The sequence below is a fragment of the Micromonospora sp. RHAY321 genome, assembly GCF_023896955.1.
Taxonomy (GTDB): domain Bacteria; phylum Actinomycetota; class Actinomycetes; order Mycobacteriales; family Micromonosporaceae; genus Micromonospora.
This window is the reverse complement of sequence record NZ_JAMHIW010000011.1, coordinates 127415-153464: the sequence shown is the minus strand read 5'-3', so window position 1 is coordinate 153464 and position 26050 is coordinate 127415. Positions and strand designations below refer to the sequence as shown.

Sequence of the window (26050 nt, the reverse complement as noted above, 5' to 3'; positions counted from 1 at the left end):
GCCGGACGACCCGCGCGGCCAGGACGACAGGCGCGGACCGGCACCGGGCGCGGCGGCGCGTGAGCCGGAACCGGCCGCTGCCGTGCCGCTGCGCGGGCTGGACGCCGCCGGCGGGCTGGCCGCGCTGCGCGGCCTGCTGGACCGGCCGCTGGCCTCCTACTACCTGCTGCTGTCCAGTGCCGGTCTGCTGCTGCTGATCGGGCTGACCATGGTCTTCTCGGCGACCAGCGTGCGGGACTTCGCCGAGGACGGCAACGCGACCGCCTCGGCGACCAAGCAGGCGATCTTCGCGGTGATCGGCATCGGCGCCTTCTGGGCCTGCCAGCGGCTCCCCGCCAGCACGTACCGGGCGCTGGGCCGCCCGCTGCTGTTCACCTCGGTGGGACTGCTGCTGGTGCTCAACCTGCTGCTCGCCTACGCCCGGCTGACCGGGCAGGACTCGGCCCAGCTCGGCCCGTTGCGCGCCGAGCTGCTCTGGCTGTTCGTCGGCGGGATCCAGCTCCAGCCCTCCGAGTTGGCCAAGTTCGCGCTGGTGCTGTGGGGCGCGCACGTGATCGTTCGCAAGGGTGCGGCGCTGGGCTGGTGGCGGGAGTTGGCCACCCCGCTCTTCCCGGTGATCGGCCTGCTCTTCGTCCTGGTCGGCTACAACGACGTCGGCACCATGCTGTGCCTGCTGGCCCTGGTGGTCGGCCTGCTCTGGGCCGCCGGGGTGCGGATGCGGGTCTTCGGCGCGCTCTCGGTGGCCGGCCTGGCCGGGATCGGCCTGCTCATCGCGGTGGCCTCGCTGGGCGCCGGTTCCGGCGAGCAGGGCAAGGAGAACTACCGCTTCGCCCGGCTCACCTACTTTCTCAACCCGCCGCCGCCGCAGGAGTGCGGTGACCCCTGCTACCAGATCTACCAGGGCCGGCTGGCGATCGAGCACGGCGGCTGGTTCGGCGTCGGCCTGGGCAAGAGCAGCCTCAAGTGGGACTGGCTGCCCGCGGCGCACAACGACTTCATCTTCGCGATCATCGCCGAGGAGCTGGGCGTGATCGGCTGCGGCGTGGTGCTCGCCCTCTTCGCGGTGCTCGCGTACACCGGGCTGCGGATCGCCCGGCGGGTCGACGATCCGTTCCGCCGGCTGGCCGCCGCCGCGGTGACCACCTGGCTGGTCAGCCAGGCCGTGATCAACATCGGTGGGGTGGTCGGGCTGCTGCCGATCACCGGCCTGCCGCTGCCGTTCATCTCCGACGGCGGAAGTGCCCTGGTCGTGACGCTGGCCGCGATCGGGATGCTGGCGTCGTTCGCGCGCGCCGAACCCGATGCGGCCAGAGCACTGCATGCCCGTCCGCCGGCCCGGTGGGTCCGACTACTCTGGGCCCCGTTGCCGCCGCTTCCCGGCCGGCGTCGCCGGCCGGCGACGCCGCCGGCTGGCCGAGGGTCCGTGCCCCGGTCCCGCGAGCGGCGACAGGACGACCAGGCCGCACCGCGCGGCGTCCGGCAGGGCCGGAGTCGCGCGGGTTCGGCGAACGAGAGGAGACGCTGATGGGTCCGCTGCGTTCGGTAGTGCTCGCGGGAGGTGGCACCGGGGGTCACATCTACCCGTTGCTGGCCTTCGCCGACTGCCTGCGCCGACACGACCCGGGCGTCCGGATCACCTGCCTCGGCACACCCAAGGGCATGGAGAACGAGCTCATCCCGCCGCACGGCTACGACCTGCGCCAGATCCCGGCGTACCAGCTGCCCCGGTCGGTGAACATGAACCTGGTCCGTACCCCGGGCCGGATGTGGACCGCGGCCCGCGCCGCGGGCAAGGTGATCGACGAGGTCCAGGCCGACGCGGTGGTCGGCTTCGGCGGGTACGTCTCGGTGCCGGCCTACCTGGCCGCCTGGCGCCGGGAGCTGCCCATGGTGATCCACGAGGTGAACGTGCCGCCGGGGGTGGCCAACCGGCTGGGCATGAAGTTCACCAAGAACATCGCGGTCGGCTTCCCGCACCAGCCCAGCCAGGCCGAGTCGTTGCGCGACGCCCGCGTGGTCGGGGTGCCGCTGCGCCGCACCATCGCCGGGCTGGACCGGTACGCGCTGCGCAACGCCGCACGTTCCCACTTCGGGCTCCGCCCCGACCTGCCGGTGCTCTTCGTCGCCGGCGGCTCGTCGGGCGCCCGCTCGATCAACCTGGCGGTCTCCGGGGCCGCCAAGGAGCTGGCCCGCAACGGCGTGCAGGTGCTGCACGTGATGGGTGCCCGCAACGAGCCGGTGCCGATCCCCACCGACCTGCCGGTGCCGTACGTGACGCTGCCCTACCTGTCGGAGATGGAGCTGGGCTACGCCGCCGCCGACCTGATGCTGGCCCGGGGTGGGGCGATGACCGTCGCCGAGGTGGCCGCGATCGGGCTGCCCACGATCTACGTGCCGTACCCGCACAGCAACCAGGAGCAGAAGCGCAACGCGCTGCCCGTGGTGGAGAGCGGTGGTGGCCTGCTCGTCGACGACGCGGAGCTGACCCCGGACTGGCTGGAGCGCACCGTCATCCCGCTGATCCGCGACCCGCAGCGGCTGTACGGCATGGGCGCGGCGGCGGCGGCGTACGGGCGGCGCGACGGCGACGAGGCGCTGCGGGCGTTCGTCATCGAGGCGGTGGCCCGATGACCGCGCAGTTCACCCCCGCCGGCACGCTCACGGCCGAGGACCTGGGCACCATCCACCTCATCGGGGTGGGCGGGGTCGGCATGAGCGGGCTCGCCCGGCTCTTCCTCACCCGGGGCATCCCGGTCTCCGGCAGTGAGCTGCGCGAGTGGCCGTCGCTGGCCGGCCTGCGCGCGCTGGGCGGGACGATCCACATGAGCCACGAGGCGACCAACCTCGATGGCGTGGACACCGTCGTCTACTCCTCGGCCATTCCGCAGGACCACCTGGAGATGGTCGAGGCGCGCCGGCGTGGCCTGCGGGTGCTGCACCGCTCGGAGGCGCTCGCCGCGGCGATGACCGGCCGCCGCGCGGTGGCGGTCGCCGGCACCCACGGCAAGACCACCACCACCTCGATGGTGACCATGGTGCTCCAGCAGGCCGGGGTGGACCCGTCCTTCGTGATCGGCGGGGAGATCTCCGAGGTCGGCTCGGGCGCCCACCACGGCACCGGCGAGCACTTCGTGGTCGAGGCCGACGAGAGCGACCGCTCGTTCCTCATCTACCGCCCGTACGTCTCGATCATCACCAACGTCGAGGCGGACCACCTCAACACCTACGGCGACTACGCGACGCTGGAGGCGGCGTTCGTCGAGTTCGCCCGGCTCACCGACCCGGACGGCTTCATCATCACCTGTGCCGACGACCCGGGCGGGCGGCGGCTTGCCGAGACCCTGCGCGCCGAGGGGCGGCGGGTGTACACGTACGGCGAGGCGGCCGACGCCGACCTGCGACTGAGCGACATCGTCTCGTCGGCGCGCGGGGTGCGGTACCTGGCCGCGATCGACGGCCGGTCGCTGGGCGAGTTCCGGCTGCCGGTGCCGGGGCGGCACATGGGCCTCAACAGTGCCTCCGCGGTGCTGACCGCGTACCTGCTGGACCTGCCGTTGCAGGCGGCGGAGGCCGCGCTGGCGGTCTTCCCCGGCGTGCGGCGGCGCTTCGAGCGCAAGGGCGTCGCGGACGGCGTGCTGGTCTACGACGAGTACGCCTACCACCCGACCTCGATGACGCTGGCGATGCAGACGCTGCGCGAGGTGGCCGGGGACGGGCGGCTGATCGTTGTCTTCCAGCCGTACCGGCTGTACCGCACCCGCGACTCGCAGGCGGAGATCGCCGAGGCGCTGGCCATCGCCGACGAGGTGGTGCTGCTGGAGGTCTTCGGGCCGGGTGAGCTGCGCCAGCCCGGTGAGGGCTCGGCGGCGCTGATCGAGGCGGTGGCGCTGCCCGCGGAGCGGAAGGTCTTCGTCGACTCGTGGGAGGCGGCGCCGGTCGAGGTGGTCCGCCGGGCCCGCCCCGGGGACGTGGTGGTGACCATGGGCGCCCCGCCGATCTCGCTGATGGGTGACGAGCTGCTGGCCGCCCTGCTCGCGCGTACCGCCGGCTCCGCGCCGACGGCGACCGTCGACCCGGTGGGCTCCACCGGGGTGGTCGGTGGCGCGGTGGCCGGCGGTTCCACCGCCGGTGGCGACGGAGCGGCCCTCGGTGGCACCGCCGCACCGGACGGCGCGGCGCCCACGGCCGGATGAGTCCCGGCCCGGCCCGAGGGCGGACGAGCGCCGCCGACGGCGGCGCTCCGCGACGCGGTCCGGTCCGGCGTTGGCAGCTGGTCCGGGCGGGCAGCGACGCGGTGCCGCCGTCGACCCGGCGGTTCATGGCCCGCGCCCGGCAGCGTCGGATGCGCGCGGCACTGCCGTGGGCGGTGGCCGCCGGTGTGCTGGCCCTGGTCGGTCTGGTCGCCTGGACGGTGCTCGGCACCGGGCTGTTCGGGGTTCGTGAGGTGAAGGTGGAGGGTGCCGTCCTGGTCAGCCCCGTGCAGGTGCGCGACGCGGTCGGGGTGGCCGACGGGGTGCCGCTGGCCCGGGTGGACCTGGCCGCCGCGGCCCGCCGGGTCGGCACGCTGGCGCCGGTGGAGCGGGCCACGGTGTCCCGGGACTGGCCGGGCGCGCTCGTGGTCCGGGTGACCGAGCGGACCCCGGTCGCGGCGGTGCCGCAGGGGGAGGCGTTCGCCCTGGTCGACCGGACCGGGGTGGCGTTCCGGACGGTGCCCCGGCGCCCCGCCGAGCTGCCGCTGGTGCGGGTGGCCCGGCCGGCCGTCGACGACCCGGGCACCCGCGCCGCGCTGGAGGTGCTCGTCGCGCTGACCCCGCAGTTGCGCTCCGAGCTGGTGGAGGTGAGTGTGGAGGGTCTGGCACGGATCAGCCTGCGCCTGCGCGGGGACCGGACGGTCGTCTGGGGTGACGCGACCCGGGGTACGGACAAGGCACGGGTGGCCACGGCACTGCTCGGTGAGGACACCGACCGGATCGACGTGAGCGCGCCGGACGTGGTGACCTTCCGCTGACCGGGGGGCGGCCCGCGAGGTGCGGGGACGTGACTCATCGCGCTCCGGCGGGCGACACGCCGGTCGGGTCCTTGGCTCATCGGGCGGCGGCGCTTACGTTGCCCCGAAGAGGATCAGTGGTTGACATAACTGTAAGCCTCTAGTAGAGGGTGAGGGTTCAGCTCTGATCCTCATGGTTGCAGCTGTCGTCGGCCGCTGGGCAGGCCACGCCGTACCCGGTCGGCCGAAGCCAATCTCGAAGGGAAAGGACCGGAGATGACACCTCCGCACAACTACCTGGCGGTCATCAAGGTCGTCGGCATCGGGGGTGGCGGCGTCAACGCCGTCAACCGGATGATCGAGGTTGGGCTCAAGGGCGTCGAGTTCATCGCGATCAACACCGATGCCCAGGCGCTGCTGATGAGTGACGCCGACGTCAAGCTCGACGTCGGCCGCGAGCTGACCCGTGGACTGGGCGCCGGGGCCAACCCGGACGTCGGCAAGAACGCCGCCGAGGACCACCGCGACGAGATCGAGGAGGTGCTCAAGGGCGCCGACATGGTCTTCGTGACCTGCGGCGAGGGCGGCGGCACCGGCACCGGCGGCGCGCCCGTCGTGGCGAACATCGCCCGCAAGCTCGGCGCGCTGACCATCGGCGTGGTGACCCGGCCGTTCTCCTTCGAGGGAAAGCGCCGCCAGGTGCAGGCCGAGACCGGGATAGACGAGCTGCGCAACCAGTGCGACACCCTGATCGTCATTCCGAACGACCGGCTGCTGGCACTCGGCGACCGCGGCATCAGCATGATGGACGCGTTCCGCACCGCCGACCAGGTGCTGCTCTCCGGTGTGCAGGGCATCACCGACCTGATCACCACCCCGGGTCTGATCAACCTGGACTTCGCCGACGTCAAGAGCGTCATGAGCGGCGCCGGCAGCGCGCTGATGGGCATCGGCAGCGCCCGCGGCGAGAACCGCGCCGTCGAGGCGGCCGAAGCGGCCATCTCCAGCCCGCTGCTGGAGCAGAGCATGGACGGCGCGCGCGGCGTGCTGCTCTCCATCGCCGGCGGCTCCGACCTGGGTCTGTTCGAGATCAACGACGCGGCCCAGCTGGTCACCGACGCGGCCCACCCGGACGCCAACATCATCTTCGGCGCGGTGATCGACGACGCGCTCGGCGACGAGGTGCGCGTGACGGTCATCGCGGCGGGCTTCGACGGGGGCACCCCGGCCTACAAGGCGGCCGAGCCGGCCCGCAAGACCAACACCAACCAGCCGGCGCCGCAGAGCGCTCCGGTCGCGGCGCCGGTCACCATGCCGGCACCGACCCAGTCCCCGCGCCGGGTGCTCTTCGACGACGTGGACGTGCCCGACTTCCTCAAGAACGGGTCCTGAGCACCGCCGTGACCGACAGCTCAGCCACGGTACGACCCGACCGGCGTGCCGAACTCGCGGCCGGCCTGGCCCAGGTCCGGGCCCGGATCGCCGACGCCTGCGCCGACGCCGGCCGGGACCGTGCCGAGGTCACGATGATCGCGGTGACCAAGACCTACCCGGCCGGCGACGTACTGGCGCTGGCCGGGCTCGGGGTGACCGACATGGGGGAGAACCGCGACCAGGAGGCGGCCGGCAAGGCCGCCGAGGTGGCGGCGGCCGGGGTGAGCCCGCGCTGGCACTTCATCGGTCAGCTGCAGCGCAACAAGGCCCGCTCGGTGGTCCGGTACGCCGATGTGGTGCACTCCGTCGACAGCGTCCGGCTGGCCCGGGCGCTGGGCACGGCTGCGGCCGACCGGGAGCGACCGTTGGCGGCCCTGGTGCAGGTGAGCATCGACGGCGACCCGGCCCGGGGCGGCGCGCTGCCCGACTCGGCCGACCCGGGCGTCGGGTTGGAGCCGGTGGCCGAGGCGGTGGCCGGCTCGCCGGCGCTGCGGCTCGCCGGCCTGATGGCGGTGGCGCCGCTGGGTTGGGCGCCGGAGCGGGCCTTCGCCCGGTTGGCCGAGGTGGCCGAGGCGTTTCGCACGGTCCACCCGGGAGCGAGCGCGTTGTCCGCTGGAATGAGCGGCGACCTGGAAATCGCGATCCGATACGGCGCGACACATGTCCGCGTCGGTAGCGCGTTACTCGGAATGCGCCCCACGCTGCGGTAGCCTGACCGCGAAAGAAGCAAATTACATCAGTGTTGTTTCAGGGACGGCGTCTCCTTGTCGGGGGTCGTGGCGCGCGACGCGAATCGCGCGCCAGGGGATTGCCGTTCCGGTCCGATGGGCATGAGTTGTCCACTCGCGACGGGCGACATGGCACGGGGGCGCGTGCCGCACGGCGGACGGAAGGGCGCGGGATGGGTGCACTGCGCAAGGCGGGGGTCTGGCTCGGTCTGGTCGAAGAGGACGACGAGCGGGCCTACGACGACGGTGGCTACGACAAGGGTGGCTACCGCGACTCGCGGTACCGGCAGAGCCGGTACTCCGAGGAGTTCGCTGACGAGGACGACGAGGACGCCGAGGAGCCACCGGCTCCCCGGCCGCGGGCCAGTGAGCGCGGTCGGCTCTCCGAGCGTGCGAACGGGCGGCTCGGCGACTCCGACCGGGGCGACGGCGAGCGTCCGGAGCGGGCCGAGCGGTCCAGCGTCCGGTCGATCACCCGGTCGTCGGCCGGCGAGACCTCCGGCGCGCTGACCTACCACACCCGGGACAACCTCGCCCTCGCGCCGCAGGCCAGCGTGCGTGAGCGTGCGGTGCCCGAGGAGGAGCAGCGCTACCAGATCACGACGCTGCACCCGACCACCTACCGGGAGGCGCGCACCATCGGTGAGCACTTCCGCGACGGTGTTCCCGTGATCATCAACCTCACCGAAATGGATGAGGCCGACGCCCGCCGTCTGGTTGACTTCGCCGCCGGTCTGGCGTTCGGGCTGCGCGGTACGATCGAGCGCGTGACCAATCGGGTGTTCCTGCTCTCACCGGCCAATGTCCAGGTCACCGCGGAGGACAAGGCCAAGATCGCTGAGGGCGGCTTTTTCAGTCTGAGTTGATCCCGCCCGACCCGAGGGACGTCGCTGACCGTGTTGTCGATCTTACTGCAAGTGTTGTACCTGATCCTTTATGTCTTCCTGCTCCTTCTTCTGTCCAGGTTCGTGCTGAGCGCCGTCCTGCAGTACGGCCGCCGGTGGCAACCGGGGCGTGGAGCATCGGCAGGACTGGAATCCGTGTGGAGCGTCACTGATCCCCCTCTCAACGCGTTGAGGCGTGTGATCCCTCCGCTGCGAATTGGTACCGTGAGCATCGACCTGGCCTCCCTTGTGCTCCTGGTTATCCTGTTCGTGCTGATGGAGTTCGTGTTAGGGCCGTCGATCAGGGCATCTGCCTGATGACCGACGCGCTTTCGCGGCCGCAACTGACCCGAGGAGTTTCGATGCCGCTGACCCCGGCCGACGTCCACAACGTCGCCTTCAAAAAGCCGCCGATCGGCAAGCGGGGGTATGACGAGGAGGAGGTCGACGCCTTCCTGGACGAGGTCGAGCGCGAGCTCGCCCGTCTCATCGAGGAGAACAACGAGCTGCGCGCCCAGGTGGAGCGCGGCGGCCGTGGCGGTGCCCCCGCCGGCCCCGGCGGCGACGCCCGACTTGCGGCGGAGCTCAACGACGTCAAGGCCCAGCTGGACCGGGTGCAGCGCGACAAGGCATCGGCCGAGCAGGCCGCCCGCGCCATGCAGGCCGAGCTGGAGCAGGTCCGCGCGACCGGCGGCCCGGCGGTCACCGGTGACGGTGAGCAGCAGGCTCTCCGGGTGCTGATGATGGCCCAGCGCACCGCCGACGACCACGTGTCCGACGCCCGCCGCGAGGCCGACCAGCTCCTGTCCGAGGCACGCGGCAAGGCCGAGGAGGTGACCCGCGAGGCTCGCGCGAAGGCCGACGCCCTCGAGCGGGACGCCCGCCAGCGGCACCAGGAGGCCATGGGCGGCCTGGACGCCAAGCGCACGGCGCTGCAGAAGCACATCGAGGAGCTCAAGCAGTTCGAGCGCGAGTACCGCACCCGCCTCAAGGCGTACCTGGAGAGCCAGCTGCGTGACCTCGACGGTCGCGGCCAGGGCCTCGAGGCCGAGATGACCCGCTCCGAGGCAGGCCGGGTTGCCGGTGGCAACGGGCTGGCCGCCGCGGGTCTCGCCGGTTCGTACGGCGGCGGGCGCTCCGGCGCCCTCGAAGCCGGACGCTGAGCACCGGCCGGCGATCGCGTCCGCCGATGGTGACGGTCGCCGGCCCCGCCTGGACGGTACGACGCGGCGGGGGTGAGCCGTGATTGTCGCAAGTCTCCTGCTCATCCTCGTCGCGGTGGTGCTGCTGGTGCTCGGCCTGGCCGGTGGCTCCAGCATCATGTTGGTCATCTCCATCGCGGCCAGTCTGCTGGCCGCCGTGGCGTTGGTGGTGGGCGCCCGCCAGGCAGCCGCCAACCGCGCGACGGCGGATCCCGGTCAGGCCGGCCGGCGGCATCCCGCAACGCCCCGCACGGCCAACCAGGCCGGACCGGGTGTCGCGTACGGGCCACCGCTGGTCGAGCCGGACGTGCCGGTCCAGCACGTGCCCACGACGGTCGGAACCGGCGGCACCGGGTGGCGGCAACCACCCGAGCCGCCGGCCGACCACGAGTCGTCCCCGGCGGCACCCGTCACTCCGGCGTCGCCCTTCGCGGCGCCAGCGGACTGGGATCCACGCGTGGGCGCCGAGGCGGCGGACGACGAGCCGACCGCGCAACCGATCACCCCGGCCGAGGCGGCCCGGGTGGCCCGGTTGCCCGACCCCGTCGAGGTCGTGGACGGTCGGCCCCGGTACCACCTCGCCGAATGCCCCCACCTGGTCGGCCGGGTGCCCGAGACGCTGCCGGTCGCCGAGGCCGTCGAGCTCGGCTTCACCCCGTGCGGGCACTGCGCGCCGGCCACCGCCCTGCTCGCCGACGCCCGGCCGATCTGAAACGCGCCCATGCCCGCGCAGGACACGCTCACCGTGGCGGTACGGGTGAAGCCCGGCGCGTCCCGGGACCGGGTCGGTGGCCGGTTCGACGGCCCGCACGGCCCTGCCCTGGTGATCGCAGTGCACGCTCCCGCCGTGGACGGTCGCGCCACCGAGGCCGCCCGCCGGGCGTTGGCCGGGGCGTTGGGTGTCCGGCCGGCGGCGGTGTCGCTGCGTACCGGCGCGGCCAGTCGCGACAAGCTCTTCCTCGTCGACCGTCCCGGCCCCGAGCTGTCCGACGTGCTGCGCCGACTGCGCGACGGATCCGCCGGGTGAGGAACGCCCGGGCCAGGCAACCGTGACGCCCGGGCTGGATATCGCGCTGCTGCTCGGCGCTGCCGTGCTGCTGGTGGCGGTCGGCGCGGTCCGGCTCTCCACCCGGCTCGGCGTACCCAGCCTCCTGGTCTACCTGGCGCTGGGCGTGGCGATCGGCGAGTCCGGGCTGGGCATCAACTTCGACGACGCCGAGCTGACCCGGACCCTCGGCTTCTGCGCGCTGATCGTGATCATCGCGGAGGGCGGCCTGACCGCCCGGTGGAGCACGTTGCGCCCGGTGCTCGGGCTGGCCAGCGCACTCTCCACGGTCGGCGTGCTGGTCAGCATCGGGGTGGTCGGCGTCGCCGTGCACCTGCTGCTCGGGCTGGACTGGCGGCTGGCGCTGCTCTACGGCGCGGTGCTCTCCTCCACCGACGCGGCCGCGGTCTTCGCCACCCTGCGCCGGCTGCGCCTGCCGCCCCGGCCGGTGGCCACGCTGGAGGCCGAGTCGGGCATGAACGACGCCCCGGTGGTGCTGCTGGTGGTGCTGCTGTCCCATGAGGGCTGGGCGCACCCGTGGTGGTACGAGGCCGGGTTGGTCACCTACGAGCTGGGTGTCGGAGCGGCGGTGGGCGTGGGCGTCGGCCTGGGCGGCACGTGGGCGCTGCGCCGGGCGGCGCTGCCGTCCTCCGGGCTCTACCCCATTGCCGCCGTGGGGATCACCGTGCTGGCGTACGCGGCCGGGGCGGTGCTGCACGCCTCGGGGTTCCTCGCCGTCTACGTGGCGGGTGTGTTGCTGGGCAACGCCCGGCTGCCGCACCGGCAGGCGATCCTCGGCTTCGCCGACGGGCTGGCCTGGCTGGCCCAGATCGGTCTGTTCGTGCTGCTCGGTCTGCTGGCCTCCCCGGGCCGGCTGGACGCGGCGGTCCTGCCGGCGGTGGTCGCCGGGCTGGCGCTGGTGCTGCTGGCCCGGCCGCTGTCGGTGTTCGTGTCGGCGCTGCCGTTCCGGGTCGGCCTCCGCGAGCAGGCGTTCCTGTCCTGGGCCGGGCTGCGCGGTGCGGTGCCGATCGTGCTGGCCACCATTCCGCTCTCCGAGCGGGTGCCGGGCGCGGAGCGGCTCTTCGACGCGGTCTTCGTCCTGGTAGTGATCTTCACGCTGGTGCAGACCGGGACGCTCGGGCCGTTCGCCCGCCGGCTGGGGATGACCGCGCCGGCCGAGGCCACCGAGATCCACGTGGAGACCGCCCCGCTGGAGCGGATGCGGGCCGACCTGCTCCAACTGGAGGTGCCGCCGGGCTCGCGGCTGGCCGGTGTGCACGTCGACGAGCTCCGGCTGCCGCTGGGCGCCTCGGTCACCCTGGTGCTGCGCGACGGTGTGGGCTTCGTGCCCGGTCCGGACACTCGGCTGAAGACCGGCGACAGCCTGTTGATCGTGGCGACCGCCGGGGTGCGCGACGCCGCCGAGCGGCGGCTGCGGGCGGTCAGCCGGCGGGGTCGGCTGGCCCGGTGGTTTGGTGAGTACGGGGATGAGGTGCCGCCTTGATCTGCTAGCGTTCCTTTTGCCCCAGTTAGGCAAGGCTAGGGGCTCTTAAGCGGTGCGACGGTGCGGCACGTTGTCGGACGCCTGTACGTTCCGTATTCTTGCCAACCTCCGGAGTGCGCGGCCATCGTCGCTGCGCGCCCCTTTTCGTACATAGGGGACGCCCTGGTTGGCGCCCCCTGACCAGGCGCCGCGGACCATGCGGTGCCGCGGCCGAGGGAGCGACCCATGGCGAAGCCCGCCGACACCAGGACCGCCGGCCGCAAGCCGGTGGCCAAGGCCACCCGCAGCGCGGCGGAGACCGAGAAGATCCGTGCGGCGCTGGCGGCTCGGCGGGACGAGCTTCGCGCCGAGTACGATCAGACTCTGAGTGAGATCACCGAGCTGCAGCGCGATCGGCTGACCGACTCGGCCGGGGACGACCAGGCCGACACGGGCACCAAGACGCTCGAGCGGGAGCAGGAGATCTCTCTCGCCAACAGCATCCTGGAACGGATCACGCAGGTCGAGCGCGCTCTGGAGCGCCTCGACGAGGGTGGATACGGCTGGTGCGAGCGGTGCGGCAACCCGATCCCGGTCGAGCGCCTCGCCGCTTTCCCGTCCGCCACCCTGTGCGTGACGTGCAAGCAGCTGGAGGAGCGGCGCTGAGGTCCGCTCCCCGGCGGCGATGAGACGGTGAGCGATCACCGCCGAGACTGTCGATGGGGAGCGCATGACCGCAGCACCGTCCGCCGAACCCGGCCGCACCGACCCGGGCGGAGGTAGGGCCCGGCCCAGGGTCGTCGGGATCCTCGCCGCAGTCGCCCTGGTGGCACTGCTGGCCGACCTGGTCACCAAGCACCTCGCGCTGGCCGCGCTGACGGACCGGGAACCCGTCCGGCTGCTCGGCGGCCTGGTCTACCTGAGCCTGACGCGCAACAGCGGTGCGGCGTGGAGCATCGGCTCGGACCACACCTGGGTCTTCCCGCTGATCACCATCGGCGTGGTCGGCTGGATCGTCTGGATGGCGCTGCGGCTGCGCTCGCTGCCCTGGGCGGTCTCCCTCGGCCTGGTGCTCGGCGGCGCGCTGGGCAACCTCGTCGACCGGATCTTCCGGGCGCCCGCCCCCTTCCACGGGCACGTGGTCGACATGATCAGCCTCTTCGACGCGTACGGCCAGGTCTGGCCGGTGTTCAACCTGGCCGACAGCTCGCTGGTCTGCGGCGTGGTGCTGGCCGTGTTGCTGGAGCTGACCGGCCGTCAGCGTGACGGCCGGCGGGTCGGCCGCGACGGCGACCCTGTCGACACGAGCGCCACCCAGGGCGTCGACCAGCGGGAGCGGGCATGACCTCCGCGTTCGCCGGCGGCGGCGACCACCGCTCGCTGCCCGTCCCCGACGGCCTCGACGGGATGCGGCTGGACCAGGCGGTGTCCCGACTGTTCGGGCTCTCCCGCACCGCCGCCGCGGCCCTGGTCGATGCCGGGGACGCCCTGGTCGACGGCGCTGCCCGGCCCAACTCGCACAAGGTCAAGGCCGGCTCCTGGCTGGACGTCACGCTCCCCGCGCCGGTCGCGCCGCCGACCGTCGTGCCGCAGGCGGTGCCCGGCCTGCGGGTCGTGTACGCCGACGACGACATCGTGGTGGTGGACAAGCCGGTGGGCGTCGCCGCCCACCCGAGCCCGGGCTGGACGGGCCCGACCGTGATCGGCGCGCTGGCGGCGATCGGGCACCGCATCTCCACCAGCGGCGCGGCCGAGCGGCAGGGTGTCGTGCACCGGCTCGACGTGGGCACCACCGGGATCATGGTGGTGGCCAAGAGCGAGCAGGCGTACACCGCCTTGAAGCGGGCCTTCAAGTACCGCGAGGTGGACAAGGGCTACCACGCGGTGGTGCAGGGACACCTGGACCCGCTGCGCGGCACCGTCGACGCGCCGATCGACCGGCACCCCACCCACGACTACCGCTGGGCGGTGGTCTCCGGCGGCAAGCCCAGCATCACCCACTACGACACGCTGGAGGCGTTCCCGGCGGCCAGCCTGGTCGACGTCCGGCTGGAGACCGGCCGGACCCACCAGATCCGGGTGCACTTCTCCACGCTGCGGCACCCCTGTGTGGGCGACCTCACCTACGGCGCCGACCCCACCCTCTCGGCCCGGCTCGGCCTGGCCCGACAGTGGCTGCACGCCCGCGAACTGAGCTTCCTGCACCCCCGAACGGGGGACGAGGTCCGGTTCGTCAGCGACTACCCTGACGACCTGGAACGCGCGCTCCAGGTCCTGCGTGACTGAGCGGCGACCGCCCGACACCGATCCGACGAGGGGATCCCGCCCGTGCGCGCCGGCGACCTGCTGCGGCAGCTGGACCAACGGCTGCTGCCGCCGCTGACCCGGGCCGTGTCCCGGTTGGGTGACCGGTCGGCGCGGTCCGGGGTGCTCACCTGGGCCGCTCTGGTCTCCTCGGCGGCGGTGCTGGCCACCGCCGTCTGGGCGGCCGACGACACCCCGGTCGGCGACCGGACGGTGGGCGAGGTGACCCGGGTCGGGGTGGTCGACGGCGACTCCGTGCCCGGCTACCTGCGGTCCGCCGCCGCCGACCTGGCCGCGCTGCCCACGACGGCGCCGACCAGCGGGGACGGCACCTACGCCCTGGTCACGCTGGACGCGTACCTGCCACCGCAGCGACTCGCGGCGGTGCTCGGCGACGTGGGCGTCTCGACGGTCTTCGGGCGGGTGCCGCTGCCCGGCCGGCAGACCGAGATCGTGCGGATTCCCGCGCTGTTGGTGCCGGACGACGTGGTCGCCGGGATGGCCCAGGTCGCCTCCCGCAAGGACACCGAGGCCGCCGACTACCGGGCCAGGGCCGCCGCGGTGACCGGCGACGGCGCCGCCGAGCGGGAGTTGCGCGAGCGGTACGTCAGCGGTGCGGACGTGGCGGCCGCCGAGGCGGAGGCGTACCGCAGCGGCTGCGCCTGCGTCTACGCGGCCGTGGTGCGGGCGACGCCGGGGCTGCTGCGCGGTGTGGCGGCCCGGCCGGACGTGCGGGCGGTCGACCCGGCCCCCGAGGTGTACCGGCTGGACCGCACGGTCTTCACGCCGCCCCTGCCGGAGCAGCGCGACGTGGTCCGTCCGCCGGCCGACAGCGGGCCGACCCCGGAGCCGACCCCGGACCGGCGCGAGGAGCCGGCGTCGGTGACGCCCGCGCCCTCGGCGCCGGTGGGCGAATCGTCGGAACCCGCACCGGTCGTGACGATTCCGTCACCCGGGTCGTCGTCGGTGGCGCCCACCGAGTCTGCCCCGCCAACCGTCACCACCTCCCCGGACGCCACCGGTTCCGCGCCGTTGGCACCCACCCCGTCGTGATCAGCGCCGGGTGGTGTGCGCTCGGTGGTGTGGTCCGAATAGGGTTTCCTTCGTAGCCTGTCAGACGGAGATCGATGGCGCTGGGAGGGCGGGCCGTGGAGGGCAGTGAGACCGGCTGGGGCCGGCCGGCCGAACCAGCGCCGCGGTGGCGGGCATTGCTGGACCGCGCCCGGGGCGGCCGCGCCGCGGAGCAGGCCGAGTCCGAGCGCCCGGCCGACGAACCACCGCCGGAGAACCTGCCACGGCGCGCGGCCCCCAACGGCTACGCCGGGCGGGCGCAGGCCATCGGGCATCCGGCCGAGCTGTCGTACGGTGCGGAGCCCGATTACCGGGCCGAGGCGACCTATCGGGTCGACCCCGCCTACCGGGTCGAGCCGGGATACCGGGCGGAGCCGGACTACCGGGCGGAGCCGGCGTACCGGGCTGAACCCGACTACCGGGCGGAGCCGGCGTACCGGGCCGAGCCCGACTACCGGGCGGAGCCGGCGTACCGGGCCGAGCCCGACTACCGGGCGGAGCCGGCGTACCGGGCCGAGCCGGACTACCGGGCGGAGCCCGCGTACCGACCCGAGCCGGCGTACCGGCCGGAGCCGACCTATCGGGCCGAGCCGGCGTACCGGGCGGAGCCGGGATACCGGGCCGAGCCCGAGCCCGAGCCGCCGCCGCGTCGGGCCGAGCCGGTCGAGTCGCGCTACGCGCTGCTGGACAACGGCTACCGGAACGGCAACCCGCCGGCGGAGTCCCGGTACGCGCTGCTGGAGACCGGCTACCAGCCGGAGACCGGCTATCCCGTGCCCGCGCCGCCTCCCGCCGCACCGCCCCGGCCGGTCGCACCCGCGCCTCGGGTCGCACCCGCGCCGCCGGTCGCGCCCGCGCCGCCGGTCGTACCCCCCGCGCCGCCGGTCACCCCACCGCCCGCTCCGGCGGTCGGCTCGGCGATCGCCGAGCGCGGCTTCCCGCCCCGGATCGAGTGGCGCCCGCAGGGTGCCGACCCGGAGGTGGAGCGGGCCAACGGCGTGCTCCGCCGGGACCTGGGCACCCCTCGGGTGTTCGCGTTCGCCAACCCCAAGGGCGGGGTGCACAAGACGACCGCGACCGTGCTCGCCGCGGCCACGGTCGGCAGTGTCCGCGGGCAGGGCGTGCTGGCCTGGGACGACAACGAGCTGCGCGGCACCCTCGGCCTGCGCGCCGGCAGCGCCCGGCACGCCCGGACCATCCGCCACCTCATCACCGACCTCGCCCAGATCGAGATCCTGGAGGGGGAGACCCTGCTGGAGCGGCTGGACGACTACCTGCGGCACGCCTCCGACGGCTCGTACGACGTGCTGGCCGGCGAGGAGAGCCCGCGCTTCGCCCAGCGGCTGGACCAGTTCACCGTCCGGCGGGTGCTGGAGCTGCTGCGGCGTACCCACGACGTGGTCTGCGTGGACACCGGCAACAACGTGGAGAGCCCCAACTGGCGCACCGTGATGCAGGCCGCCGACCAGCTGGTGGTGACCACCGTGCCCCGTGAGGACGCGGCGTTCAGCGCCGACTGGATGCTCGACCTGCTGCACGAGGAGGGCATGGGCGAGCTGGCCGACAACGCGATCACCCTCATCTCCTGCCCGACGCCGGGTCGCCTGGCCCTTCAGGACGACCTGGAGCGGCACTTCGCCACCCGGACCCGTGGGGTGGCCGTGGTGCCGTACGACCCGGCGCTGGAGACCGGCTCGTCGATCGAGTACCACCAGCTCCAACCGGAGACCCGGCAGGCGTGGCTGCGGGCGGCGGCGATGATGGTGGAGCCGTTCGCCCGGTGAGCTGGTCTGCCGCCACCGGCACCCCGGCCCGCCACGGGGCCTGAGAGGATCATCCGGTGAGCACGGACACCCCCGACCCTGAGCGGCCCGTCGACGAGACCGACCGGCCCGCGCCGCCCGGCGCGTCGGGGGTGACGCCGTCGTCCGCCGAGCCGACGGCCGTGCCGCCGCCGGACCGACCGTCGTCGCCGGCCGGGTTCGATCCGGCAGATCCCCTGTCCCCGACGGCGTACGAGGGCTCGCCGGAGCAGAACGTCGACCAGCCGCGTCGCCCGCTGCGGGCCGCCGCGACGGTGCTCGGCACCGTGCTCACGCTGGCCGTGCTGGGTGCGCTGCTCGGGCTGCTCTGGGCCGCGCTCGCACCGGACACCCCGGTGCTCAAGACCGCCGAGGGGGCGATCTACGCGCAGCCGCAGCCGGAGCAGCCGATCGCCGCCGACGGCTGGTTCAGCCTGCTGGGGCTCGCCTTCGGGGCGCTCGCGGCACTCGTCCTGTGGTTCGCGCTGCGCCGGTGGCGCGGCCCGGTCGGGCTGCTCTCCGCCGTGCTGGGCGCGCTGGCCGCCGCGCCGGTCGCCTGGCAGGTCGGGCGGCGGATCGGCCTGGCCACCTTCGACCGGCTGCTGGACACCGCCCCGCCCGGCCAGGCCTTCACCAAACCCGCCGACCTGCGGGCCGGCGGCGTCGACTGGCTGCTCGGCGTGCTGCCGGTGCCGCACGGCAACCTGCTGCTGCCGGCGTTCGGCGCAGCGATCATGTACACCCTGCTGGCCGGCTGGTCGCGCTGGCCGTCCCTGCGCCCGGAGCCCGACCCGGCCCCGTTCAGTTGGGCGTCGGAGGGGACGCCAGCTCCGCCAACGGCACCGGAACCGCCCGCACCTCGCGCAGCAGAGCCGCCTCGCGATTGAGCAGCCGCAACTCGGCACGGAGCCGGGCGGCCGTGTCGTCGATCGCCAGCAGCCGCTGCCGGTCGTCGACCGTGAGCGCCGCAGTCGCCGCCACCAGGTGGGAGAGCACGGTGGGGTCCTCCGGCAACTGCTCGGAGATCTCCTCCGGATCCGACCGGATCAGGCCGAGGTACTGCCGGAACACCGCGATCACGCGGGCGGCGAGCAGGTCGGCCACCTCATCCGGCCCGGCCGGCTCGGGCAGCCACTCGACCTCGGCGGTCAGGTAGGGCGCGGAGCGCTCGTCGACATCGGCGATCCGGAACCGGCGCCGGCCGACCGTGACGATGTCGAAGCCGCCCTCGGACAGCTCGGTCACCTGGCGCAGCTCGGCGGTGCAGCCCACCTCGTGCAGGGTGACGTCTCCGCTGACCGGCATCGCCCGGGCGCCCGGCCCGGCCGGCGGTGCCGCGACCTCCCAGCCGGCCTGGATCGCCACCACCCCGAACTCACGCGGGGTGCCCTCGGGCAGGCCGACAAGGTGCCGGACGAGGGCCTGGTAGCGCTCCTCGAAGATGTGCAGCGGCAACACCAACCCGGGGAAGAGCACCGTTGCGAGCGGGAACACCGGCAGCCGTACGGTCACATGGTCGAGCCTAGTACCGGTGGCGGTGGCCCGGCTCACCGTGGGAACGGACGGGCGGCCCGGGTGGGCTCCCGACCGGCCGCCTAGACTCGCAAGGGTGCTGAATCGGATCGACCTGCGCGGTGGTCTCGGTGACCCGCGCCGCCTGCTGCCCCGTGCCCAGCTCGACGTGTCCGTGGCCGTCGAGCGGATCCGGCCGCTGGTGGAGGCGGTCCGGGAGCATGGGTACCCGGCGATCCGGGAGGCCAGTGAGCGGTTCGACGGCGTCTCCCCGGAGGTGCTGCGGGTGCCGGTCGAGGCGATCGCCGAGGCCGAGGGGGTGCTCGACCCGGAGGTGCGCGCCGCGCTGCTGGAGTCGATCACCCGCGCCCGCCGTGTGCACGACGACCAGCGGCGCACCGAGCACACCACCCAGGTGGTGCCGGGTGGCACGGTCACCGAGCGGTGGCTGCCCGTCGACCGGGTGGGCCTCTACGTTCCCGGTGGGCTGGCCATGTACCCGTCGACCGTCGTGATGAACGTGGTGCCGGCCCAGGCGGCCGGGGTGCGCTCGCTGGTGGTGGTCAGCCCGCCGCAGAAGGACAACGGCGGCCTGCCCGACCCCCGGGTGCTCGCCGCGTGCGCGCTGCTCGGCGTCGACGAGGTCTACGCCGTCGGCGGTGCCCAGGCGGTGGCGATGCTGGCGTACGGCGCCGCCGTCGACCCGGCGGGCGACGCGCGCTGCGAGCCGGTCGACCTGGTCACCGGCCCGGGCAACATCTGGGTGACCGCCGCCAAGCGGCTGCTGCGGGGCGTGGTGGGCATCGACGCCGAGGCCGGGCCGACCGAGATCGCCATCCTGGCCGACGACACCGCCGACCCGGCGCACGTCGCCGCCGACCTGATCAGCCAGGCCGAGCACGACCCGCTCGCCGCGAGTGTGCTGGTCACCCCGTCGGAGGCGCTCGTCGGGGCGGTCGAGCGGGAGCTGGCCCGGCAGGTTCCGGCCACCAAGCACACCGAGCGGGTGACCACCGCGCTGACCGGCGAGCAGAGCGGGGTGGTCCTGGTCGACGACCTGGAGGCCGGCCTGCGCGTGGTCGACGCGTACGCGGCCGAGCACCTGGAGATCCAGACTGTCGACGCCCGGACGTGGGCGCTGCGGGTCCGCAACGCCGGGGCGATCTTCGTGGGCGCCTGGTCGCCGGTGTCGCTCGGCGACTACTGCGCCGGCTCCAACCACGTGCTGCCCACCGGCGGCTGCGCCCGGCACTCCTCCGGGTTGTCGGTGCAGTCCTTCCTGCGTGGCGTGCACCTGATCGAATACACCGAGGACGCGCTGCGCGAGGTTGCCCCGCACGTGGTCACCCTGGCGACCGTGGAGGACCTGCCGGCGCACGGCCAGGCGGTCCGGGCCCGCTTCCCGGGGGGATCGGCGTGAGCACGCTGGACGACCTGCCGATCCGCGACGACCTGCGCGGGCTGTCGCCGTACGGGGCGCCGCAGCTGGACGTGCCGGTGCGGCTGAACACCAACGAGAACTCCTACCCGGTGCCGGAGCCGGTGGTCGAGGCGATCGGCAAGGCACTCGCGGCGGAGCTTCGCGACCTGAACCGCTACCCGGACCGGGACGCCGTGGCGCTGCGCGCCGACCTGGCCGGCTACCTCGGGCACGGGCTCACCGTCGAGCAGGTGTGGGCGGCCAACGGCTCCAACGAGATCCAGCAGCAACTGCTCCAGGCGTTCGGCGGTCCGGGGCGCAGCGCGTTGGGCTTCGTGCCGGCGTACTCGATGCACCCGCTGCTGGCCCTCGGCACCGGCACCCGGTGGGTGCCGGCGCGGCGCGGCGTCGACTTCGGGTTGACCGCCGACGAGGCGGTGGCCGAGGTCCGCGAGCACCAGCCCGACGTGGTCTTCCTCTGCTCGCCGAACAACCCCACCGGCACGGCGCTGGACCCGGCGGTGGTCGCCGCGGTGCTCGACGCGGCGCCCGGCATGGTGGTGGTCGACGAGGCGTACGCCGAGTTCGCCCGGCCGGGCACGGTCAGCGCCCTCGCCGTGCTGCCCGGGCACCCGCGGCTGGTGGTCACCCGGACGATGAGCAAGGCGTTCGGCTTCGCGGGCGGGCGGCTGGGCTACCTGGCCGCCGACGCGGCGGTGGTGCAGGCGGTGCAGCTGGTCCGGCTGCCGTACCACCTCTCCGCGCTGACCCAGGCCGCCGCCCGCGCGGCGCTGGCCCACCGCGACGCCCTGCTCGGTACGGTGAGCGCGATCATGGCGCAGCGGGACCGGATCGTGGCGACGCTGCGCGAGCGCGGGTTGCGGGTGGCCGACAGCGACGCGAACTTCGTGCTCTTCGAGACCGGCGGTGACCAGGGCACCGCCTGGCGCGCCCTGCTGGAGCAGGGTGTGCTGGTCCGCGACGTCGGCCTGCCCGGCTGGCTGCGGGTCACCGCCGGCACCCCCGCCGAGACCGACGCCTTCCTTTCTGCCATGGAGAGTGTGTAGTGGGAGCGCGAGGAGTGAGCTTGCGAGCCCCGCAGTCGCGACCGAGAGGCAAGCAATGAGCCGGACCGCCCGGGTGGAGCGGATCACCAAGGAGACCAAGGTCCTCGTCGAGATCGACCTCGACGGCACCGGCACGGCCGAGATCAGCACCGGCGTCGGTTTCTACGACCACATGCTGCACCAGATCGCCCGGCACGGCGGCTACGACCTGACCGTGCGCACCGTGGGCGACCTGGAGATCGACGCGCACCACACGATGGAGGACACCGCGCTCGCGCTGGGCGCCGCGTTCGACCAGGCGCTGGGCGACAAGGCCGGCATCCGGCGGTACGGCTCGGCGACCGTCCCGATGGACGAGGTGCTGGTCCGGGCCGCGGTGGACCTGTCCGGTCGGCCCTACGTGGTGCACGACGAGCCGGCGCTCGCGCCGTACATCGGCCCGGTGTACCCGACCAGCATGACCCGGCACATCTGGGAGTCCTTCGGCCAGGCGGCCCGGATCACCCTGCACGTCGACGTGCTGCGGGCGGCCCGGCCGGGCGGTCACCCGGACGCGCACCACGTGGTGGAGGCGCAGTTCAAGGCGGTGTCCCGCGCGCTGCGCGAGGCCACCGCGATCGACCCCCGCGCGGCGGGTGCGATCCCGAGCACGAAGGGGGCCCTCTGATGGGTGCGGCGTTGCCGACGTTGTTGCTGATCCTGGCCGGGGTGCTGGTGGGTGGTGCCTGGTCGCTGTACCGGCAGGGTGCGTCGAAGGGCGCCGTGGTGGTCACCGCGGTGCTCGCCGTGCTCGCCACGGTCGGTGGCGTGCTCTGGCTGCTGCCGGGGGAGAACGCGTGAGCGCGAGGAGTGCAGCGCAGCGGAGCCCCGCAGTCGCGAGCGAACGGTGGCTCCGCGTGAGTGCGGGACGGGTGACGACATGAGCGACGTGGTGGTGCTCGACTACGGCTCGGGCAACCTTCGCTCGGCGGAGCGGGCGCTGGCCGCCGCGGGCGCGGACGTGCGGGTGACCGACGATCTCGCCGCCGCGGCCGCCGCGGATGGTCTGGTCGTGCCGGGGGTGGGTGCCTTCGCCGCGTGCATGGCCGGGATCGAGGCGCTCGGCGCCGGTCCGGTGATCGCCGAGCGGGTGGCCGCCGGCCGGCCGGTCCTCGGCATCTGCGTGGGCATGCAGGTGCTCTTCGAGCACGGTGACGAGCACGGTGTGGTGACCAAGGGGCTCGGGCTGCTGCCCGGCGGGGTGACCCGGCTGGCCGCCACCCGGTTGCCGCACATGGGCTGGAACACGGTCCGGGCGCCCCGGGAGTCGGTGCTCTTCGCGGGTCTGCCGGAGCAGAGCCGGTTCTACTTCGTCCACTCGTACGCGATGGGTGACCCGGCGGCGCTGGCCGCTGCCGGCGCCGTGGTGACCACGGCCCATCACGAGACCGACTTCGTCGCCGGGGTGGAGCGCGGAGCGCTCTCGGCGGCCCAGTTCCACCCGGAGAAGTCCGCCGACACCGGTGCCGCGCTGCTGCGCAACTGGCTCGCCACGCTGTCCAGCGGTGGCTGAGGGTCGTGGCCGCCCGGCGCCCGCCCGGCGGTGGTCCTGGTGAGCCGGGAACGGGCACGTCGTCGAGCGGTACGTGAGGCGGAGCTGGCCCGGGAGCGGGCGGTCCGGCAGCGGCGGGTGGCCCGCCGGCAGCGCCGCCGGGCGCTGGTGCGACGGTTGACGCCGCAGGTGCGTCGGGGGCGGTCGGGCCGGTTGGCTCGGCACACCCGCGGTGAGCGGGCCGCGATCGTGCTGCTCACCGCTGCCGCGGTGATCCTGCTCTGGACGTTCGTCGACGATCTGGCGTTGCGGATCGCCCTGATCGTGCTGCTGCTGCTCGTACTGCCGGCGATCGTCGTGATCGCCCTGGACCGTCGTACCTGACCGAGGAGAAGACGTTGAGCATCACCCTGTTACCCGCCGTGGATGTCGCTGACGGCAGGGCCGTCCGGCTCGTGCAGGGCGCCGTCGGTAGCGAGAGCATCTACGGTGACCCGCTGGACGCCGCGCTGGCGTGGCAGCAGGACGGCGCCGAGTGGATCCACCTCGTCGACCTGGATGCGGCGTTCGGCCGGGGCACCAACGCGCACCTGCTCGCCGAGGTGGTGCGTCAGCTCGACGTGAAGGTGGAGCTTTCCGGCGGCATCCGCGACGACGAGTCGCTGCGCGCGGCGCTGGGCACGGGGGCGGCCCGGGTGAACATCGGCACCGCCGCCCTGGAGGATCCGGTCTGGTGCGACCGGGTGGTGGGGGAGTACGGCGACCGGGTCGCCATCGGGCTGGACGTGCGGGGGCGTACCCTCTCGGCGCGCGGCTGGACCCGCGACGGCGGTGACCTGTACGAGGTGCTGGAGCGGCTGGACAAGGCGGGGGCCAGCCGTTACGTGGTCACCGACATCACGAAGGACGGCACGATGCGCGGGCCGAACCTGGAGCTGCTGCGCGAGGTGTGCGCCCGTACCGACGCCCCGGTGATCGCCTCCGGTGGTGTGTCCACGTTGGACGACCTGCGGGCGCTGGCCACCCTGGAGCCGCTCGGGGTGGAGGGCGTGATCGCCGGCAAGGCGCTCTACGCGGGCGCCTTCACGGTGGCCGAGGCGCTGCGGACGCTGGCCGAGGCGTGACGGTCACCCGCCTCGGCTCAGGCGGGCCGTGGGAGCAGCGGTACGGGTACTCGCGGGTGGTCCGGGCCGGTGACCTGGCCTGGACGGCCGGTTGTACGGCCACGGTGGACGGCCGGGTGGTGCATGTCGGGGACGCCGCCGCGCAGACCGCGCAGGCGCTGCGGATCGGGCTGGCGGCGCTCGCCGAGGTGGGCGCGGAGCCGGCTGATGTGGTGCGGACCAGGATGTATGTGACCGACCGGCTGCACGCTGACGAGGTGGGTCGGGCGCACAACGCGCTCTTCGGGGCGGTCCGGCCGGCGGCGACACTGGTGGTGGTGGCGGGTCTGCTGGACCCGGAGCACCTGGTCGAGGTGGAGCTGGAGGCGTACCTCGGCGACCGCTGAGGCGGGGTTGGTCCCTGTCCTGGCCGTTCTCCGCCCCGATAAGTTGTGCACAACTTAATTGTGGGCTACGGTTCAACGGTGACCGATGACCTGGTGCTGCGCCGGCAGGTGTGCTTCGCGCTCTACGCCGCGTCGCGCGCCCTGACCGACGTCTACCGGCCGATCCTCGACCGGTTCGGGCTGACCTACCCGCAGTACCTGGTGCTGCTGGTGCTCTGGGAGCGCCCCGACGACGCCCCCACGGTCTCCGAGCTGGGCGCCGAACTGCGGCTGGACTCCGGCACGCTCTCCCCGCTGCTCAAGCGGCTGGAGGGGGCGGGCCTGGTGGTGCGGCGGCGATCGGCGCGCGACGAGCGGCGGGTCGAGGTGGGCCTCACCGAGCAGGGCCGGGCGCTGCGGCAGCAGGTGGACGACGTCCCGCTGCAGATCGCCCGGGCCACCGGGCTCGGCATCGCCGAGCTGGTCGCGCTGCGCGACACCCTCACCCAGGTCACCGACACCATCCACCGACAGAAGGAGCAGTGACCATCATGCAGGTGCTCTACACCGCGTCCGCCACCGCCAGCGGCGACGGCCGGGACGGCCGCGTCGAGACCTCCGACGGCACGTTCGCCCTCGACCTGGCCGTGCCGAAGGAGATGGGTGGCGCCGGCGGCGCTGCCAACCCCGAACAGCTCTTCGCCGCCGGTTACGCGGCCTGCTTCCACGGTGCGCTGCGCCTGGTCGCCCGCCGGGCGAAGGCCGACGTGACCGGCTCGGTCGTCGCCGCCGAGGTGGGCATCGGCCCGAACGGCAGCGGCGGTTTCGGGCTCACCGTCAAGCTCGTCGTCGACCTGCCCGCCGTGCCCCGCGACGCCGCCGAGCAGCTCGTCGAGCAGGCCCACCAGGTCTGCCCCTACTCCAACGCCACCCGCGGCAACATCGACGTCGCGCTGACCGTCCGCGAGACCCTGGCCGCGTGACGTCCGCGACCCAGGCCCCGACCGCGGACGAGAGGACGACCACCCCGTGACCGGCAACCGTGAGATCCACCTGGCCAGCCGACCCCAGGGCTGGCCCACCGAGGAGAACTTCCGGCTCGTCGAGACCGACGTCCCGACACCCGGGCCGGGCCAGATCGTGGTCCGCAACCAGTACATGTCCGTCGACCCGTACATGCGCGGACGGATGAACGACGTCAAGTCGTACGTGGCGCCGTTCGCGCTCGACGCGCCGCTCGACGGTGCCGCGATCGGCGAGGTGGTCGCCAGCGAGGCGGCGAACATCGCCGTCGGCGACACCGTGCTGCACGGGCTGGGCTGGCGGGAGTACGCGCTGCTCGACGCCACCGCCGCCCGCGCGGTCGACCCGAGCATCGCCCCGGTCAGCGCGTACCTCAGCGTGCTCGGCATGACCGGGCTGACCGCGTACGCCGGGCTGCTGGAGGTGGCCGCGATGAAGCCCGGCGAGACGGTCTTCGTCTCCGCCGCGGCCGGCGCGGTGGGCAGCCTGGTCGGCCAGATCGCCAAGCTCAAGGGCGCCGGCCGGGTGGTCGGCAGCGCCGGCTCGCCGGCCAAGGTCGAGCGGCTGCGGGCGCTGGGCTTCGACGCCGCCTTCGACTACCACGACGGGCCGGTCCGCGACTCGTTGCGCGCGGCCGCCCCGGACGGCGTCGACGTCTACTTCGACAACGTCGGCGGCGATCACCTGGAGGCGGCGATCTCGGCCATGAACCTGCACGGTCGGGTCGCCATCTGCGGCATGATCGCGCAGTACAACGCCACCGAACCGCCGGCCGCTCCGCGTAACCTGGCGCTGGTCATCGGCAAGCGGCTCACCCTGCGCGGCTTCCTGGTCAACGACCACAACGACGTGCGGGCGGCGTTCGTGCGTGACGTCGCCGGTTGGCTGCGCGAGGGCACGCTGTCCTACGACGAGACGATCGTGGACGGCATCGAGAACGCCCCTGCGGCGTTCCTCGGCCTGCTGCGCGGCGAGAACCTGGGCAAGATGCTCGTCCGGGTGTGAGTCCCGATCCGACGCGGGGCGGTGGCCGGCCTCACAGGCCGGTCGCCGCCGCGTGTGCGGAGG

The 26050-nt window shown here is 73.8% G+C and carries 30 protein-coding genes; 29 read left to right on the top strand and 1 reads right to left on the bottom strand.

All coding sequences use genetic code 11. The annotated features are described in order from the left end of the window. Positions 1-82 precede the first annotated feature (82 nt). From M8C17_RS22255 to M8C17_RS22170, 18 genes are all read left to right on the top strand, one after another. A complete protein-coding gene (locus tag M8C17_RS22255) occupies positions 83-1525 on the top strand; it encodes an FtsW/RodA/SpoVE family cell cycle protein (protein WP_374558863.1) in 1443 nt (480 codons plus the stop codon). Further along, the gene (gene murG / locus M8C17_RS22250) at positions 1525-2631 is read left to right on the top strand and encodes an undecaprenyldiphospho-muramoylpentapeptide beta-N-acetylglucosaminyltransferase (protein WP_252418464.1); all 1107 of its coding nucleotides are present in this window, start codon (positions 1525-1527) and stop codon (positions 2629-2631) included. Before M8C17_RS22255 ends, murG begins: the two co-directional genes overlap by 1 nt. Further along, on the top strand, positions 2628-4193 hold the full coding sequence (gene murC / locus M8C17_RS22245; RefSeq protein WP_252418463.1) for a UDP-N-acetylmuramate--L-alanine ligase: 1566 nt from the start codon (positions 2628-2630) through the stop codon (positions 4191-4193). The genes murG and murC overlap by 4 nt, the downstream gene beginning before the upstream one ends. Beyond that, entirely contained in the window at positions 4190-5008 is an 819-nt protein-coding gene (locus tag M8C17_RS22240; RefSeq protein WP_252418462.1) for a cell division protein FtsQ/DivIB, read from the top strand. The genes murC and M8C17_RS22240 overlap by 4 nt, the downstream gene beginning before the upstream one ends. Before the next feature lie 255 nt (positions 5009-5263). Beyond that, a complete protein-coding gene (gene ftsZ, locus M8C17_RS22235) occupies positions 5264-6379 on the top strand; it encodes a cell division protein FtsZ (RefSeq protein ID WP_252418461.1) in 1116 nt (371 codons plus the stop codon). Positions 6380-6387: 8 nt separating this feature from the next. Further along, positions 6388-7131: a YggS family pyridoxal phosphate-dependent enzyme gene (locus M8C17_RS22230; protein WP_252418460.1), complete on the top strand. Its 744-nt coding sequence runs from the start codon at positions 6388-6390 to the stop codon at positions 7129-7131. A 191-nt stretch (positions 7132-7322) separates the two neighbouring features. After that, entirely contained in the window at positions 7323-8015 is a 693-nt protein-coding gene (locus M8C17_RS22225; protein ID WP_252418459.1) for a cell division protein SepF, read from the top strand. Positions 8016-8045: 30 nt separating this feature from the next. Continuing rightward, a complete protein-coding gene (locus tag M8C17_RS22220) occupies positions 8046-8351 on the top strand; it encodes a YggT family protein (protein WP_030334503.1) in 306 nt (101 codons plus the stop codon). A 44-nt stretch (positions 8352-8395) separates the two neighbouring features. Beyond that, positions 8396-9196 carry a DivIVA domain-containing protein gene (locus M8C17_RS22215; RefSeq protein ID WP_252418458.1) on the top strand — a complete coding sequence of 267 codons (801 nt, stop codon included), beginning with the start codon at positions 8396-8398 and terminating at the stop codon, positions 9194-9196. Between the two features lie 79 nt (positions 9197-9275). Continuing rightward, positions 9276-9947: a hypothetical protein gene (locus M8C17_RS22210; protein WP_252418457.1), complete on the top strand. Its 672-nt coding sequence runs from the start codon at positions 9276-9278 to the stop codon at positions 9945-9947. A gap of 9 nt (positions 9948-9956) precedes the next feature. Next, a complete protein-coding gene (locus M8C17_RS22205; protein WP_252418456.1) occupies positions 9957-10262 on the top strand; it encodes a DUF167 domain-containing protein in 306 nt (101 codons plus the stop codon). Between the two features lie 22 nt (positions 10263-10284). Further along, positions 10285-11784, top strand: a complete 1500-nt coding sequence (locus M8C17_RS22200; protein ID WP_252418455.1) for a potassium/proton antiporter — start codon at positions 10285-10287, stop codon at positions 11782-11784. 225 nt (positions 11785-12009) lie between these two features. After that, on the top strand, positions 12010-12429 hold the full coding sequence (locus M8C17_RS22195) for a TraR/DksA C4-type zinc finger protein (RefSeq protein ID WP_074313014.1): 420 nt from the start codon (positions 12010-12012) through the stop codon (positions 12427-12429). A 64-nt stretch (positions 12430-12493) separates the two neighbouring features. Beyond that, positions 12494-13108 carry a signal peptidase II gene (lspA, locus tag M8C17_RS22190; protein ID WP_252418454.1) on the top strand — a complete coding sequence of 205 codons (615 nt, stop codon included), beginning with the start codon at positions 12494-12496 and terminating at the stop codon, positions 13106-13108. Then, entirely contained in the window at positions 13105-14049 is a 945-nt protein-coding gene (locus M8C17_RS22185) for an RluA family pseudouridine synthase (protein ID WP_252418453.1), read from the top strand. The genes lspA and M8C17_RS22185 overlap by 4 nt, the downstream gene beginning before the upstream one ends. A 42-nt stretch (positions 14050-14091) precedes the next feature. Further along, positions 14092-15120: a hypothetical protein gene (locus M8C17_RS22180; protein WP_252418452.1), complete on the top strand. Its 1029-nt coding sequence runs from the start codon at positions 14092-14094 to the stop codon at positions 15118-15120. Between the two features lie 74 nt (positions 15121-15194). After that, positions 15195-16922, top strand: a complete 1728-nt coding sequence (locus M8C17_RS22175; RefSeq protein WP_252418451.1) for an AAA family ATPase — start codon at positions 15195-15197, stop codon at positions 16920-16922. 56 nt (positions 16923-16978) lie between these two features. Then, positions 16979-17827: a DUF2567 domain-containing protein gene (locus tag M8C17_RS22170; protein ID WP_252418450.1), complete on the top strand. Its 849-nt coding sequence runs from the start codon at positions 16979-16981 to the stop codon at positions 17825-17827. Here the strand turns inward: M8C17_RS22170 and M8C17_RS22165 are convergent. Next, positions 17742-18452 carry an LON peptidase substrate-binding domain-containing protein gene (locus M8C17_RS22165; protein ID WP_252418449.1) on the bottom strand — a complete coding sequence of 237 codons (711 nt, stop codon included), beginning with the start codon at positions 18450-18452 and terminating at the stop codon, positions 17742-17744. The two genes, M8C17_RS22170 and M8C17_RS22165, sit on opposite strands and share 86 nt — an antisense overlap. Positions 18453-18549: 97 nt before the next feature. Here M8C17_RS22165 and hisD point away from each other — a divergent pair, with 97 nt between their 5' ends. From hisD to M8C17_RS22110, 11 genes are all read left to right on the top strand, one after another. Then, positions 18550-19872 (top strand): histidinol dehydrogenase, encoded by a 1323-nt coding sequence (hisD, locus tag M8C17_RS22160; protein ID WP_252418448.1) that lies wholly within the window; start codon positions 18550-18552, stop codon positions 19870-19872. Further along, the gene (locus M8C17_RS22155; protein ID WP_252418447.1) at positions 19869-20939 is read left to right on the top strand and encodes a histidinol-phosphate transaminase; all 1071 of its coding nucleotides are present in this window, start codon (positions 19869-19871) and stop codon (positions 20937-20939) included. The genes hisD and M8C17_RS22155 overlap by 4 nt, the downstream gene beginning before the upstream one ends. A 55-nt stretch (positions 20940-20994) precedes the next feature. Then, positions 20995-21606: an imidazoleglycerol-phosphate dehydratase HisB gene (gene hisB, locus M8C17_RS22150; protein WP_109820540.1), complete on the top strand. Its 612-nt coding sequence runs from the start codon at positions 20995-20997 to the stop codon at positions 21604-21606. After that, positions 21606-21779, top strand: coding sequence for a hypothetical protein (locus M8C17_RS22145; protein ID WP_252418446.1), 174 nt, complete (start codon positions 21606-21608; stop codon positions 21777-21779). The genes hisB and M8C17_RS22145 overlap by 1 nt, the downstream gene beginning before the upstream one ends. 79 nt (positions 21780-21858) lie before the next feature. Beyond that, positions 21859-22491, top strand: a complete 633-nt coding sequence (hisH, locus tag M8C17_RS22140; RefSeq protein WP_252418445.1) for an imidazole glycerol phosphate synthase subunit HisH — start codon at positions 21859-21861, stop codon at positions 22489-22491. 39 nt (positions 22492-22530) lie between these two features. Beyond that, the gene (locus tag M8C17_RS22135; RefSeq protein WP_252418444.1) at positions 22531-22854 is read left to right on the top strand and encodes a hypothetical protein; all 324 of its coding nucleotides are present in this window, start codon (positions 22531-22533) and stop codon (positions 22852-22854) included. 14 nt (positions 22855-22868) lie between these two features. After that, on the top strand, positions 22869-23594 hold the full coding sequence (gene priA, locus M8C17_RS22130) for a bifunctional 1-(5-phosphoribosyl)-5-((5-phosphoribosylamino)methylideneamino)imidazole-4-carboxamide isomerase/phosphoribosylanthranilate isomerase PriA (RefSeq protein WP_252418443.1): 726 nt from the start codon (positions 22869-22871) through the stop codon (positions 23592-23594). Next, positions 23591-23980 carry a RidA family protein gene (locus tag M8C17_RS22125; RefSeq protein WP_252418442.1) on the top strand — a complete coding sequence of 130 codons (390 nt, stop codon included), beginning with the start codon at positions 23591-23593 and terminating at the stop codon, positions 23978-23980. Before priA ends, M8C17_RS22125 begins: the two co-directional genes overlap by 4 nt. A gap of 78 nt (positions 23981-24058) precedes the next feature. After that, entirely contained in the window at positions 24059-24505 is a 447-nt protein-coding gene (locus M8C17_RS22120; RefSeq protein ID WP_252418441.1) for a MarR family transcriptional regulator, read from the top strand. Between the two features lie 5 nt (positions 24506-24510). Beyond that, on the top strand, positions 24511-24942 hold the full coding sequence (locus tag M8C17_RS22115; RefSeq protein ID WP_256483130.1) for an organic hydroperoxide resistance protein: 432 nt from the start codon (positions 24511-24513) through the stop codon (positions 24940-24942). Between the two features lie 46 nt (positions 24943-24988). After that, positions 24989-25987, top strand: a complete 999-nt coding sequence (locus M8C17_RS22110; RefSeq protein WP_252418439.1) for a zinc-binding dehydrogenase — start codon at positions 24989-24991, stop codon at positions 25985-25987. The last annotated feature ends 63 nt before the right edge of the window (positions 25988-26050 follow it).